Below are 12,729 nucleotides of genomic sequence, written 5' to 3'. Positions count from 1 at the left end.
TCAAATGTGGTGGCCAATTACACACCTTGACGTTACCTCTGAACCCTTGTTATAGTTGCTACTGCGGTCGGTCCGCGGTAGCTCAGCTGGTAGAGCGGCCGGCTGTTAACCGGTTGGTCGCAGGTTCGAGTCCTGCCCGCGGAGCCAGATGGGGGCCTCAGGGCCCCCTGGGTCTTTTATTTGGGGAGGGAAGGGGGTATAATCAACCTTCGTGCGGCCTGCCGGGCCCGGAAGGGAGGTGGAGATGCGCAAATACGAGGTAAACGTCGTCCTGAGCCCCAACCTGGACCAGACCCAGCTTGCTCTGGAGAAGGAGATCATCGGGAAGGCCCTCGAGGCCCACGGGGCCAGGGTGGAGAAGGCTGAAGAGTGGGGGACGCGCCGCCTGGCCTACCCCATCGCTAAGGACACCCAAGGCTACTTCCTGTGGTACCGGGTGGAGCTCCCTGAGGAACGGGTGAACGGCTTGGCCCGGGAACTCCGCCTCCGCGACAACGTGCGCCGGGTCATGATCGTCAAGGCCCAGGAGCCCTTCCTCGCTAAGGGGTAAACTTTCCCTATGGCCAGAGGCCTGAACCGCGTATTCCTCATTGGCACCCTGACCGGCCGCCCCGACATGCGTTACACCCCGGGGGGCATGGCCATCCTGGACCTCAACCTGGCGGGCCAAGACACCCTCACCGACGAGGCTGGCCAGGAGCGGGAGATCCCCTGGTACCATCGGGTACGGCTCCTGGGCCGCCAGGCGGAGATGTGGGGGGATGTCCTGGAAAGAGGCCAGCTCCTCTTCGTGGAAGGACGCCTGGAGTACCGCCAGTGGGAGCGGGAAGGGGAAAAGCGCAGCGAGGTGCAGATCCGGGCAGACTTTATCGATCCCCTGGAAGGGCGGGGCCGGGAAACCCTGGAGGACGCCCGGGGCCAGCCCCGTCTCCGCCGCGCCCTCAACCAGGTGGTCCTCATGGGCAACCTCACCCGGGATTCCGAGCTCCGCTACACCCCCCAGGGAACGGCGGTGGCGCGGCTCGGCCTGGCGGTGAACGAGCGCCGCCTTCGCCAAGGGGCTGAGGAGGAAAGGACCCACTTCATCGAGGTCCAGGCCTGGCGCGACCTGGCCGAGTGGGCCGCTGAGCTCAAGCGAGGGGATGGGCTTCTGGTCATCGGCCGTTTGGTGAACGACTCCTGGACGAGCTCCAGCGGCGAAAGGCGCTACCAGACACGCGTGGAAGCCCTGCGCCTGGAGCGCCCCACCCGTGGGCCTGCGCAAGCCGGCGGAAGCAGGCCCCAGGAGGCCAAGCGCCCTGTCCAGACGGGTGGGGTGGACATCGACGAGGGACTGGAAGACTTCCCGCCGGAGGAGGATTTGCCGTTTTGAACGCCAAGAACGCTAAACCCAAGAAGGCGGTAAAAGAGGCGCCGAGGCGCCCCTCCCGGAAGGCCAAGGTCAAGGCCAGCCTGGGGGAGTTCGACCTTAGGGACTACCGCAACGTGGAGGTGTTGAAGAGGTTCCTGTCGGAAACGGGGAAGATCCTGCCCCGCCGCCGCACGGGGCTTACCGCCAAGGAGCAAAGGATCCTCGCCCGCACCATCAAGCGGGCCCGGATCCTGGGGCTTCTCCCCTTCACGGAGAAGCTGGTGCGCAAGTAGGGGGTGCGCATGAAGGTCATCCTCCTGGAACCCCTGGAGAACCTGGGCGACGTGGGCCAGGTGGTGCGGGTGAAGCCCGGCTACGCCAAGAACTACCTCCTGCCCCGGGGCCTGGCGGTCTTGGCCACGGAGAGCAACCTGAAGGCCCTTCAGGCCAAGATCCGCGCCCAGGCCAAGCGCCTGGCGGAAAGGAAGGCGGAGGCCGAGCGCCTGAAGGAGATCCTGGAGAACCTCACCCTCACCATCCCGGTGCGGGCGGGGGAGAACAAGATCTACGGCTCGGTGACCGCCAAGGACGTGGCCGAGGCCCTTTCCCGCCAGCACGGCATCGCCATCGACCCCAAGCGCCTGGGGCTGGAAAGGCCCATCAAGGAGCTGGGGGAGTACATCCTCACCTACAAGCCCCACCCCGAGGTGCCCATCCAGGTGAAGGTGAGCGTGGTGGCCCAGTAAGGGGAGTCCGGCAGGCCGCCTCTAGGAGGCGAGGAGGTGGGGTCCCACCTCCTCTAAGCTTTTCACCCCTAAGAGGGCCAGGGTGAGCTCCAGCTCGGCCAGGAAATGGTCCAAGACCGCCCCCACCCCTTCCTCCCCTCGGAGGGCCAAGCCATAGACGTAGGGCCGCCCCAGCCCCACCGCCTTGGCCCCCAGGGCCAGAGCCTTGACCGCATCGGCCCCGGTGCGGACCCCGCTGTCCAGGAGCACCGGGACCCGGCCCCCCACGGCCTCTACCACCCCGGGGAGGGCCTCGAGGGCCGCCACCTCCCCGTCCACCTGCCGGCCCCCGTGGTTGGAGACGTAGACCCCGTCCACCCCCAGCGCCCCCGCCTGGGCCGCGTCCTCGGGGTGGAGGAGGCCCTTGAGGAGGAGGGGTAAGGGGGTGGCCTCCCGCACCCGCCGCACCTCCTCCCAGGAGAGCTCGGGGAAGGAATAGGTGGCCACGAAGCGGCGCACCCCTTTAAGAAGACGGGAAAGCTTCCGTACTCCTACCCTTTCCCCGGCCCGGCGCAAGTCCAGAAGGGCGCGGAGAAGGGCAAGGCTCGGGCGGGGGCGCAGGGCGGGCCCCTCCACCGGCTCCTCCAGGCTGGCCAGGAAGGCGGGGTCGCTCAGGTACTGGGCCAGGCCCTGCCCCTTGAGGAAGGGCAGGTGGCCCAGGTCCAGGTCCCGGGGCCGCCAGCCGAGCTGCACCGTGTCCACGGTGAGGACCACCCCCGCGCACCCCGCGGCCTCCGCCCGGCGGAGGAAGCTTCCCACCACCCGGGGGTCGCTGGAGTGGTAGAGCTGGAAGAAGACGGCCGCTTCCGGGTTCACCGAACGGGCTGCCTCCACCACCTGCTCCAAGGGGTAGGAGCTTTGGTTGGAAACCATGAAGGGAAGGCCCCTTTGGGCCGCGGCCCGGACTGCGGCCAGCTCCGCCCGGGGGTGGGCCAGCTCCAGGACCCCGATGGGGGCCAGGAACAGGGGGGCGGCCCAGTTCTTTCCCCAGAGGGCCACCTCGAGGGCCGGGGGCTTTGCCCCGCGGAGCATGCGGGGCAGGAGGCGGTAACGGTCAAAGGCCGCGCGGTTCGCCGCCATGGTGCGCTCCAGACCCGCCCCTCCCGCCACGTAGGCCCAGGCCTCGGGGGACATCCGCCTGCGTGCCGCCTCCTCTAAGCCCTCTGGGTGGACGGGCACCGGGGGTTTCCTACCCCAAAGCCCTTCCAGGTAGATCCGCTGCTGCACCCTTCTGCCGATCATGCTGCCCCCTTGGGATTTCGGGGAGATTCTACCCGCTTGGGCCGGAGATTGTAAACTGGGTGCAAATGGCCGGGAGCGTCCTCATCACCGGGGCCGGGAGCGGCATCGGCCTGGCTACGGCCCGGCTCCTTGCCGCCAGGGGGTACCGGGTCCACGGCGGGGTGCGCAAGGGGGAGGACGCAGAGCGCCTAAGGGCCCTGGGGGTGGAGCCCCTCCTCCTGGACGTGACCCGGGAGGAAGACCTCCTCCGGGCGCGGGAAGCCCTTCGGGAAAAGGGGCTTTTCGGCCTGGTGGCCAATGCGGGGGTGGCGGTGGCGGGGCCCTTGGAGCTGGTACCCCCCTCCGCCTTCCGGCAGGCCTTGGAGGTGAACCTCTTGGGGGTGCACGCCACGGTGCAGGCTTTCCTGCCCCTCCTGCGGGGGGGCCGGGGGCGGGTGGTCCTCATGGGCTCGGTCTCCGGCCTCTTGGCCCTCCCCCTCATGGGGCCCTACGCCGCCAGCAAGTTCGCCCTCGAGGCCCTGGCCGACGCCCTAAGGGTGGAGCTAAAGCCCTTTGGGGTACGGGTGATCCTCATCGAGCCCGGCTCCGTGGCCACCCCCATCTGGGAGCGCTCGGAACGGGCGGCGGAGGGCTACCTGCTCCCACCCCCTTCCGGTACGGAGGAGGTCTACGGGCGCTACCTGGAGGTGGCCCGGAGGATGGCCCGGAGGAACGCGAGGCGGGGACTTCCCCCGGAAAGGGTGGCGGAGGCGGTGCTCCACGCCCTGGAAAGCCCAAGGCCCCGGGCCCGCTACCTGGTGGCCAGGCGGGAAAGGGCCTGGCAGACCCTTTTTCTGCGCCTGCTCCCCACCCCCTTGCGGGACCAGCTTTTAGCCCGGGCCTTGGGGGTCTAGGTGTCCCGCCGTGGCTTGCGCCACCACGGGGGCCCCAGAAAGGCCCTAAGCCTCGCCTTTCTTCCTTATGCGCTGGGGCAACCCCCTGCCTTCTTAGGAGGCGAGTTCCACCGCGGCCAGGAGCACCACGTGGTCGCCCCGCCGCTCCAGCCGGGCCTCGAGGGCCCGCACCGGGAGGTGTTGGCGCAGCACCGCGAGCACCTCGTCCAGGAGCCGTTCGGCCAGGGAGGGGTCCATGGACTCCGGTTCCAGCTCCAGGAGCATTTCCAGGCGGTTTTCCGTACCCATGTCCTCAGGGTGCTCGGCTCAGGTCAGGTTCTGGTCAAGGACTTTGTGGCCCTCCCCGGCCCCTATCCGCCCGGCTGGCGTATGCTTAAGGGCGTGGAGTTCTGGGTGGAGGACCTCGGCCTTTTGCCCTACGGGGAGGCCTGGGCGTACCAAAAGCGGGTGCACAGCGAGGTGGTGCGGGGAAAGCGCCCCCCCACCCTCCTCCTCCTGGAGCACCCCCGGGTGATCACCCTGGGCCGGAAGGCCACGGGGGAGAACCTGCTCTTCCCGGAAAGCTGGTACCGGGAAAACGGCTTTGAGCTCTACTGGGTGGAGCGGGGCGGGGACGTGACTTACCACGGCCCGGGGCAGCTGGTGGGCTACCCCATCTTTCCCGTAGGCCGGGAGGTGCGCCGCTTCCTGCGCCAGATCGAGGAGGCCATGGTGCGGGTGGCGGCCAGTTACGGCCTAAAGGCCTACCCCACCCCGGGGTACGCGGGGGTCTGGGTGGGGGAGGACAAGCTCTGCGCCATCGGGGTGGCGGTGAAGGAGGAGGTCAGCTTTCACGGCTTCGCCCTGAACGTGTCCACCGACCTCAACGACTTTTCCGTGATCATCCCCTGCGGCCTCCAGGGCAAGGGGGTGACCTCTTTGGAGAGGCTTCTGGGCCGCAGGGTGCCCATGCCCGAGGCCAAGGGGCGGGTGGTGGAAGCCTTGGCCCAGGTGTTCGGCATGGAGCCCCGCTACAGGGAGGAACGGCATGAGGCCCAAGTTTGAAACGGTGGAGCTCCTCGCCCCCACGGGGGAGGTGATTGAGCTCAAGGTGGTGAAACACGGCTTGAGCAAGGCCCGGCCCGAGCCCGTGGACCGCCACAAGCCCGCCTGGCTCCGGGCCACCCTGCCCACGGGGGCCAAGTACCAGGCCCTGAAGCATACGGTGGAGGAGCTTAAGCTCCACACCGTCTGCCAGGAGGCCCTTTGCCCCAACGTGGGGGAGTGCTGGACCCACGGCACCCTCACGGTGATGCTCCTGGGAAGCGTCTGCACAAGGGCCTGCAAGTTCTGCGCTGTGGACACGGGGAACCCCAAGGGGATCGTGGACCCCGAGGAGCCCCAGCGGGTGGCCGAGGCCATCCGCAGGCTCCATATCCGCTACGTGGTCCTCACCAGCGTGGACCGGGACGACCTCCCCGACGGCGGGGCGGGCCACTTTGCCGCCACCATAAGGGCCATCAAGGAAAAGGCCCCTGGGGTCCTGGTGGAGGCCCTCACCCCCGACTTCCAGGGGGACCTAAAGGCGGTGGAAACGGTTTTGGACGCGGGGCCTGAGGTCTACGCCCAGAACCTGGAAACCGTGCGCCGCCTCACCCCCAGGGTGCGGGACCCCCGCGCGGGGTACGAGCAGACCCTGAAGGTTTTGGCCCACGCCAAGGGCTACCGCCCGAAGGTCCTCACCAAGTCTAGCCTCATGCTGGGCCTGGGGGAAACGGAGGCGGAGATCCTCGAGGCCATGCGGGACCTGCGGGCGGCGGGGGTGGACATCCTCACCCTGGGCCAGTACCTGCGCCCCACCCCGGCCCACCTGCCCGTGGCGCGCTACGTGCCCCCCGAGGACTTCCGGCGGTACGAGGCCTGGGGGTACGAGCTCGGCTTTAAGGAGGTCTTCGCCGGGCCCCTGGTGCGGAGCTCCTACCGGGCGGACCGGGTGTTCCTGGAGGCCACCGCCCGCTGAGGGGGAAGGCATGACCGCAAGCCGCAAGCCCGCCACCCCCCTCTTCCTCCTGGACCTCCTGGCCCTCCTCCTCTTCGCCGGGGCCGGCCTTTGGTCCCACGGCCTCCCCATCACCCTGGAGGGCCTGGCCCGCAATGTACTCCCCGTCCTCTTCGTCTGGCTCCTGCTTGCCCCCTTCCTCGGCACCTACCGCAGGCCCACCTGGAATAACCTCCTTCTCACCTGGGCCCTCGCCTTCCCCGCGGGGCTTTGGCTTAGGCAGATGGTCTTTGGGGGGGCCTTCGGAATGGGCTTCCTCATCTTCCTTGCCGTGGCCATGGGCTTCAGCCTTCTCTTCCTCCTCCTCTTCCGGGGCCTGGCTAAGCTCCTCAGGCTCTGGTAAAAAGGGGGCATGGAAAAGGTGGCCTTCCTCGGCCTTGGGGCCATGGGCTACCCCATGGCCGCCCATCTGGCCAAAAGGTTTCCCACCCTGGTCTGGAACCGCACCTTCGCCAAGGCCCTAAGGCACCAGGAGGAGCACGGCTCCAAGGCGGTCCCCCTGGAAGGGGTGGCCGAGGCCGAGGTGATCTTCACCTGCCTCCCCACCACCAAGGAGGTGGCCGAGGTGGCGGAGGCCCTCCTGCCCCACCTTAGGCCCGGCACCTACTGGGTGGACGCCACCAGCGGCGAGCCCGAGGGAAGCCGGCTTCTGGCGGAGCGCCTTTTGGAACGGGGTGTGGTCTACCTGGACGCCCCGGTTTCCGGCGGGACCCTTGGGGCCGAGCGGGGTACCCTCACGGTGATGCTGGGGGGGCCAGAGGCGGCGGTGGAGGCCGTGAAGCCCTACCTGGCCTACGCCAAGAAGGTGGTCCACGTGGGGCCCGTGGGGGCGGGGCACGCGGTGAAGGCCATCAACAACGCCCTCCTGGCGGTGAACCTCTGGGCGGCGGGGGAGGGGCTTTTGGCCCTGGTGCGGCAGGGGGTTGCCGCGGAGAAGGCCCTCGAGGTCATCAACGCCTCCAGCGGCCGCTCCAACGCCACGGAAAACCTCATCCCCGAGCGGGTTCTCACCCGGGCCTTCCCCAAGACCTTCGCCCTGGGCCTTTTGGTGAAGGATCTGGGGATCGCCATGGGGGTCCTGGACGGGGAAAAGGCCCCAAGCCCCCTCCTCCGCCTCACCCGGGAGGTCTACGAGATGGCCAGAAGGGAACTCGGCCCCGAGGCCGACCACGTGGAGGCCCTGAAGCTCTTGGAGCGCTGGGGCGGGGTGGAGATCCGGTAGGGATGAAGGAGGGCCTGCAGGCCGCCTGGCCCATCGTCCTGGGCTACTTCCCCGTGGCCGTGGCCTTCGGTGCCCTGGGGGCCCAGGCGGGGCTTGGCTACCTTTGGATTCAGCTCACCTCCCTCCTGGTCTTCGCCGGGGCCAGCCAGTTCGCCCTGGTGGGGCTTCTGGCCCAGGGGGTGCCGCCCCTTTTGGCGGCCACCTTGGGCCTCCTCCTCAACCTGCGCCACGCCTTCTACGGCCCGGCCCTCAGGCCCTACCTTAAAGGAGGTCCCCTGGAAGCCTTCCTCCTCACCGACGAGGTCTTCGCCCTGGCCCTAAGGGCCCTCCCCGGCCTCCCCCCGGGGGAGCGGCGGGGCTACTTCCTGGGCCTGGGCTTAGGGGCCTACCTTTCCTGGAACCTGGGCACCTTCCTGGGGGCCTTGGGGGGGCAGGGGCTTCTCGCCTGGCCCGGGGTGGGGGAGGCTCTCGCCTTCGCCCTTCCTGCCCTGTTTCTTCTCCTGGCCCTGCCCCACCTGAAAAACCCCGCGGCCCTTCTCGCGGGCGGGGCGGCTTTGGCCCTCCACCTCCTGGGGCAGACCGCCTGGGGGCTTTTCCTGGCGGGGGTCATCGGGTTCCTCTGGCCGGGGAAGGGGGGGAGGCCATGACCCTAGCCCTCCTCCTCCTGGCCCTGGGCACCTTCCTCCTGCGCTTCCTGCCCTGGCGGGGGGAGAGGAGGGTGCCGACGGGCCAGGCGGGACCCGCCCTGGTGGTGGCCCTTTTCCTGGTCTCCGCCTTCTCCCCCCCGCCTTCCCCGGAGTGGCTCCGGGCGGGGCTCGCCCTCCTGGGCACTTATCTGGGGCTTAGGCTCACCGGGAACCTGGGCGTGGCCGTCTTCCTGGGGGCGGGGCTTTACGGGCTTCTCGGGGCCCTGGGCTTTTAAAGGTCCGGTGGGGCAGAAGCCCCACCGGGAACGCCAAGGGACTCTGGGTTGGGTCAACGGTTCAGGATGTGGATGGCCTGCTTGTGGAGGGCCTCCGCCGCCTCCATGAGCCCCTCGGAGAGGGTGGGGTGGGCGTGGACGGTGAGCCCCAGGTCGGAGACCGTGGCCCCCATCTCCAGGGCCAGGGTGGCCTCGGCGATGAGCTCCCCCGCCTGGGGCCCCACCACGAAGACCCCAAGAAGGAGGTCGGTTTCCTCATCCCCCACCACCTTGATGAGGCCCTCCGCCCCCCCCAGGGTAAGGGCCCGGCCGCTGGCGGAAAGGGGGAACTTCCCCACCTTCACCTTATAGCCCGCCTTCTTGGCCTCCTCCTCGGTGAGGCCCACCCCGGCCCACTCGGGGGAGGTGTAGACCACGCTGGGCACCTGGTAGTCGAAGGCGCTGGCCTTGCCCGCGGCGTTTTCTGCGGCCACCAGGCCCTCCCGCATGGCCTTGTGGGCCAGGAGGGGGGGACGGGCCACGTCGCCGATGGCGTAGACCCCGGGGGCCGAGGTTTCCATGCGGGCGTTCACCTGGATGAAGCCCCGTTCGTCCACCTTTACCCCGGCCTTTTCCAGGCCAAGCCCTTCCGTGCGGGGCCTGCGGCCCACGGCCACCAGGATTTTGTCCACCACCAGGGTTTCCCCCTGGCCCCCCTGGGCGGGCTCTAGGGTGACGTGGAGGCCATCTTGCTTCTTCTCGTAGCCCACGGCCTTGGTGCCGGTGCGCACCCGGATGCCTTCCTTCTCCAGGGCCTTGCGCAACAGGGCGGCGGTCTCGGGGTCGCTTGCCGGGAGGATCTCGGGCATGTACTCGATCAGGGTCACCTGCGAGCCCAGGCGGTGGAAGATCTGCCCGAACTCCAGGCCCACCGCCCCGCCCCCGATCACCAGGAGGCGCTTGGGGATGCCCTCTTCCACCTTTAGGGCCCGGGTGGAGTCCCAAATGTCCTCGCCGAAGGGGAAGCCCTTGAGGGCCGCGGGCTCGCTCCCCGTGGCCACGATGACGCTTTTTCCCCCGTAGCGCTCCCCATTCACCTCGATCTCCTTAGGCCCCGCGAAGCGGGCGAAGCCCCGCACAAGCTCCACCCGGTTGCCCTTCAAAAGCCCCGCCACGCCCCCGGTGAGCCGCTTCACCACGCTCTCCCGCCAGGCGGCCAGCTTCTTGAGGTCCACCTCGGGGCTCGCCTTCACCCCGAAGCCCTCGGCCACCTTGAGGTGGTGGAGGGTTTCCGCCGCGTGCAGAAGGGCTTTGGTGGGGATGCACCCCACGTTCAGGCATACCCCGCCCACCTCGCCGGCCTCCACCGCCAGCACCTTCAGGCCGAGCTGGGCTCCCCGGATGGCGGCGTGGTAGCCTCCGGGGCCGGTGCCGATCACGATCAGGTCGTAGGTCGTCATGGGGTCCATCCTACATTTCCAGAAGGAGGAGGTCGGGGTTCTCCAAAAGCCGGATCACCTCGCGGGTGAAGGAGGCCGCCTCGGCCCCGTCCACCAGGCGGTGGTCGAAGGAGAGGGAGAGGTACATGATGTCCCGCGCCTCTATGGAGCCATCCGGCATCACCCAGGGGCGCTTGCGGATGGAGTGGACCCCCAGGATGGCGGCGTCGGGCACGTTGATGATGGGGAAGCTCATGAGGGCGCCCACGGCGCCGATGTTGGTGACGGTGAAGGTGGAGCCCGTGACCTCCTCCGGGGCGAGCCGCCCCTCCCGGGCCTTGGCAGAAAGCTCGGCGATCTCCTGGGCCAGCTCCAGCACGCTCTTCCGGTCCGCGTCCCGCACCACGGGGACGATGAGGCCCCTTTCCGTGGCCACCGCCAGGCCGATGTGGTAGTAGCGCTTGTAGACGATCTCCTGCCTTTCCTCGTCCAGGCTGGTGTTCAGCATGGGGTACTTCTTCAGGGCCCGCACCACCGCCTTGAAGATGAAGGGCAGGTAGGTGAGCTTCACCCCCTGGCGCTCGGCCTCGGGCTTGAGGCGCTCGCGGAGGGCCACCAGCTCCGTGAGGTCGGCCTCGTCCACGTTCAGGGTGCGCACGGTGTAGAGGTGGCTCTGCCAAAGCCCCTGGGCGATGGTGCGGCGGATGCCCCTAAGGGGGACCCTTTCCTCCAAGCCCTCGTAGCCCTTGGGGGGTACGTAGCGGGGCGGGGGCGGGAAGCCGGGGGCCGGGGCGGGCGGGGCTTCCCGGGGGACCTCCGGAGCGGGCGCGGGGGCGGGCGCAGGTTTGGCCGCCTGCCTTTCCGCGTAGGCCTTGACGTCCTCCACCCGCACCCGGCCCAAGGGCCCGGAGCCCGGCACCTCCTCGAGGGGAATCCCCAGCTCCCGGGCCAGCTTCCTGGCGGCGGGAACCGCCAGCACCCGGCCTTGGGGCCTAGCCTCTTCCTTGGGCTTGGTTTCCTGGAGAAAAGGGTTTTTCACCGCCACCTGGGCGGTGTCGGGCTTGAAGAGGGAGAGGTCCTCCTTTTCCTCCTTTGGGGGAAGCCCGGGTTCCACGATGGAGCGCTCCTCCACCGCTTGCACGGGGGGGGCTTCCCTCACCCCGGCCACCGCCTCCCCAGGCTCCGCCAGGAGGGCGATGGGGGCGTGGACCTTCACCACGTCTCCCTCCTTAGCCAGCTTCTTCAGGAGCACCCCCTCGTAAGGGGAGGGGAGCTCCACGGTGACCTTGTCGGTCATCACCTCCACGAAGGGCTGGTCCTTCTTGAGGTGGTCCCCTTCCTCCACCAGCCACTTGAGGATCTCGCCTTCCACCACGCTCTCGGCCAGTTCGGGCATCAGGATTTCCCTAGGCATAAGCCTCCTCAGAGGTCAAGGATTGCCAAAAGTTCTTCCCGGGCCAGGTTATGTGCCTGGGCGATCTCCCTCACGATCCCCGCCAGGGTACCCAGCTTGAGGGGACGGTGGAGGGGAATGGTCACATGGTGTTCCCGGTCCCCTTCCCGCCAGGTGAGGCGCAGGTGGCTTCCCGTCTGCCGCGTGACCCGGTACCCTAAACGGGAAAGGCGTTTGGCGAGCTCTTCTCCCTCCAGATCCCTGGGAAGCCTCACGGGGCCAAGACCTCCTCCCGTACGAAGTGCAGGCGAATGATCTTCGGGGCTTCTCCTTCAGGGAAGTGGCAGCGCACCGCGTCCCGGACCATCTCCTTCAGCTCCTCCCAGGTTTCCCCTTGGGTAAAGATGCCCTCCCCCAAAGCCCGGGCCACGTAGCCTCCTTCGTCCGCCTCTTCTACCAAAAAGATGAGCTCCCTGGGCATATCAGTAGTCTAGCGCCCGCTTGGCGGCGTTCAGGATGCGGGTGACGGTGGGCAGGTAGAGCTTGTCCTGGGCGTAGGGATAGGGGGTGTCGAAGCCGGTGACGCGGATGGGGGGGGCGAGGAGCATGTCCAGGAGGTCCTCGGCGATGGTGGCCGCCACCTCGCTCACGAAGCTGGCGTGCCGGGGGGCGTCGGAGACCAGCACCGCCCTTCCCGTCTTGGCCACGGACTCCATCACCGCCTCGTAGTCCCAGGGCATGAGGGTGCGCAGGTCCAGAACCTCGGCGGAGACCCCTGCCTTTTCCAGCTCCTCGGCTGCCTGCAAGACCTCGGGCATCACCGTGCCATAGCCGATGAGGGTGAGGTCCTTCCCCTCCCGCCGGAGGGCGGCCTTGCCCAGGGGCAGGACGTAGTCCTCCTCCGGCACCTCCTCCTTCACCGAGCGGTAAAGCCTTTTGGGCTCCAGGAACACCACGGGGTCCTCGTCGCGGATGGCGGCCTTGAGGAGGCCCTTGGCGTCGTAAGGGGTGGAAACCGCCACCACCTTGAGCCCGGCGGTGTGGACGAAATGGGCCTCGGGGCTTTGCGAGTGGTGGTGCCCCCCCTTGACCCCGCCCCCGGAGGGCATGCGCACCACCAGGGGGGCGGTGAATTGAGCACCGGAGCGGTAGCGGAGCTTGGCCACCTGGCTCACCAGCTGGTCGAAGCCGGGGAAGATGTAGTCGGCGAACTGGATCTCGGCCACAGGCCTTAGGCCGTGGGCGGCCATGCCCAGGGCGGCTCCCACGATGGCCGCCTCGGAAAGGGGGGTGTCCATGACCCGGTCGGGGCCGTACTTCTGCAAAAGGCCTTCCGTCACCAGGAAGACCCCGCCCCTCTTGCCCACATCCTCTCCCAGGACCACCACCCGGGGGTCCAGGGCCATCTCCTCGTCCAGGGCCCGGTTCAGGGCTTGCACCATGGTCATCAGGGCCATGGGGACCT

Annotated in this window: 18 protein-coding genes and 1 tRNA gene; 12 read left to right on the top strand and 7 right to left on the bottom strand. The window is 68.6% G+C overall.

Going from position 1 to position 12,729, the window contains the following annotated elements:
* Positions 1 to 71 precede the first annotated feature (71 nt).
* From ETP66_RS09960 to rplI, 5 genes are all read left to right on the top strand, one after another.
* Positions 72 to 147 (top strand) — tRNA-Asn (locus tag ETP66_RS09960).
* Positions 148 to 244: 97 nt separating this feature from the next.
* Positions 245 to 550 (top strand): 30S ribosomal protein S6, encoded by a 306-nt coding sequence (gene rpsF / locus ETP66_RS09955; RefSeq protein ID WP_130842481.1) that lies wholly within the window; start codon positions 245 to 247, stop codon positions 548 to 550.
* A gap of 9 nt (positions 551 to 559) precedes the next feature.
* Positions 560 to 1,372, top strand: a complete 813-nt coding sequence (locus tag ETP66_RS09950; protein WP_130842480.1) for a single-stranded DNA-binding protein — start codon at positions 560 to 562, stop codon at positions 1,370 to 1,372.
* The gene (gene rpsR, locus ETP66_RS09945; protein ID WP_130842479.1) at positions 1,369 to 1,644 is read left to right on the top strand and encodes a 30S ribosomal protein S18; all 276 of its coding nucleotides are present in this window, start codon (positions 1,369 to 1,371) and stop codon (positions 1,642 to 1,644) included. The genes ETP66_RS09950 and rpsR overlap by 4 nt, the downstream gene beginning before the upstream one ends.
* Before the next feature lie 9 nt (positions 1,645 to 1,653).
* On the top strand, positions 1,654 to 2,097 hold the full coding sequence (gene rplI, locus ETP66_RS09940; RefSeq protein ID WP_130842478.1) for a 50S ribosomal protein L9: 444 nt from the start codon (positions 1,654 to 1,656) through the stop codon (positions 2,095 to 2,097).
* A gap of 21 nt (positions 2,098 to 2,118) precedes the next feature.
* Here rplI and ETP66_RS09935 read toward each other — a convergent pair whose 3' ends face one another.
* Complete coding sequence (locus ETP66_RS09935) at positions 2,119 to 3,378, bottom strand: alpha-hydroxy-acid oxidizing protein (RefSeq protein ID WP_130842477.1); 1,260 nt, start codon at positions 3,376 to 3,378, stop codon at positions 2,119 to 2,121.
* Between the two features lie 65 nt (positions 3,379 to 3,443).
* Here ETP66_RS09935 and ETP66_RS09930 point away from each other — a divergent pair, with 65 nt between their 5' ends.
* The gene (locus ETP66_RS09930; protein WP_130842476.1) at positions 3,444 to 4,271 is read left to right on the top strand and encodes an SDR family oxidoreductase; all 828 of its coding nucleotides are present in this window, start codon (positions 3,444 to 3,446) and stop codon (positions 4,269 to 4,271) included.
* A 93-nt stretch (positions 4,272 to 4,364) separates the two neighbouring features.
* On the opposite strand, the gene ETP66_RS09925 is transcribed toward ETP66_RS09930, so the two are convergent.
* The gene (locus tag ETP66_RS09925) at positions 4,365 to 4,559 is read right to left on the bottom strand and encodes a hypothetical protein (RefSeq protein WP_130842475.1); all 195 of its coding nucleotides are present in this window, start codon (positions 4,557 to 4,559) and stop codon (positions 4,365 to 4,367) included.
* A gap of 93 nt (positions 4,560 to 4,652) precedes the next feature.
* On the opposite strand from ETP66_RS09925, the gene lipB reads away from it, so the two are divergent.
* From lipB to ETP66_RS09895, 6 genes are read left to right on the top strand one after another with little or no spacing between them, the layout of a single operon-like run.
* Positions 4,653 to 5,315: a lipoyl(octanoyl) transferase LipB gene (gene lipB / locus ETP66_RS09920; RefSeq protein ID WP_130842483.1), complete on the top strand. Its 663-nt coding sequence runs from the start codon at positions 4,653 to 4,655 to the stop codon at positions 5,313 to 5,315.
* Entirely contained in the window at positions 5,299 to 6,270 is a 972-nt protein-coding gene (lipA, locus tag ETP66_RS09915; protein ID WP_130842474.1) for a lipoyl synthase, read from the top strand. Before lipB ends, lipA begins: the two co-directional genes overlap by 17 nt.
* A gap of 10 nt (positions 6,271 to 6,280) precedes the next feature.
* Entirely contained in the window at positions 6,281 to 6,652 is a 372-nt protein-coding gene (locus tag ETP66_RS09910; RefSeq protein ID WP_130842473.1) for a DUF3054 domain-containing protein, read from the top strand.
* A gap of 9 nt (positions 6,653 to 6,661) precedes the next feature.
* A complete protein-coding gene (locus ETP66_RS09905; RefSeq protein ID WP_130842472.1) occupies positions 6,662 to 7,531 on the top strand; it encodes an NAD(P)-dependent oxidoreductase in 870 nt (289 codons plus the stop codon).
* 2 nt (positions 7,532 to 7,533) lie between these two features.
* The gene (locus ETP66_RS09900) at positions 7,534 to 8,178 is read left to right on the top strand and encodes an AzlC family ABC transporter permease (protein ID WP_130842471.1); all 645 of its coding nucleotides are present in this window, start codon (positions 7,534 to 7,536) and stop codon (positions 8,176 to 8,178) included.
* Positions 8,175 to 8,453 (top strand): branched-chain amino acid transport, encoded by a 279-nt coding sequence (locus ETP66_RS09895; RefSeq protein ID WP_130842470.1) that lies wholly within the window; start codon positions 8,175 to 8,177, stop codon positions 8,451 to 8,453. The genes ETP66_RS09900 and ETP66_RS09895 overlap by 4 nt, the downstream gene beginning before the upstream one ends.
* 53 nt (positions 8,454 to 8,506) lie before the next feature.
* On the opposite strand, the gene lpdA is transcribed toward ETP66_RS09895, so the two are convergent.
* From lpdA to ETP66_RS09870, 5 genes are read right to left on the bottom strand one after another with little or no spacing between them, the layout of a single operon-like run.
* Positions 8,507 to 9,892 carry a dihydrolipoyl dehydrogenase gene (gene lpdA, locus ETP66_RS09890; RefSeq protein ID WP_201738521.1) on the bottom strand — a complete coding sequence of 462 codons (1,386 nt, stop codon included), beginning with the start codon at positions 9,890 to 9,892 and terminating at the stop codon, positions 8,507 to 8,509.
* A gap of 10 nt (positions 9,893 to 9,902) precedes the next feature.
* The gene (locus tag ETP66_RS09885; protein WP_130842468.1) at positions 9,903 to 11,285 is read right to left on the bottom strand and encodes a dihydrolipoamide acetyltransferase family protein; all 1,383 of its coding nucleotides are present in this window, start codon (positions 11,283 to 11,285) and stop codon (positions 9,903 to 9,905) included.
* An 8-nt stretch (positions 11,286 to 11,293) separates the two neighbouring features.
* Positions 11,294 to 11,539 (bottom strand): type II toxin-antitoxin system HicA family toxin, encoded by a 246-nt coding sequence (locus ETP66_RS09880; RefSeq protein ID WP_038040550.1) that lies wholly within the window; start codon positions 11,537 to 11,539, stop codon positions 11,294 to 11,296.
* Positions 11,536 to 11,745: a type II toxin-antitoxin system HicB family antitoxin gene (locus tag ETP66_RS09875; RefSeq protein ID WP_038040548.1), complete on the bottom strand. Its 210-nt coding sequence runs from the start codon at positions 11,743 to 11,745 to the stop codon at positions 11,536 to 11,538. The genes ETP66_RS09880 and ETP66_RS09875 overlap by 4 nt, the downstream gene beginning before the upstream one ends.
* Before the next feature lies 1 nt (position 11,746).
* Positions 11,747 to 12,721, bottom strand: coding sequence for an alpha-ketoacid dehydrogenase subunit beta (locus tag ETP66_RS09870; protein ID WP_130842467.1), 975 nt, complete (start codon positions 12,719 to 12,721; stop codon positions 11,747 to 11,749).
* Positions 12,722 to 12,729: the final 8 nt, after the last annotated feature.

It is taken from the genome of Thermus thermamylovorans, assembly GCF_004307015.1.
GTDB classification, from domain to species: Bacteria; Deinococcota; Deinococci; order Deinococcales; family Thermaceae; genus Thermus; species Thermus thermamylovorans.
This window is presented reverse-complemented; position numbering and strand designations above follow the sequence as displayed.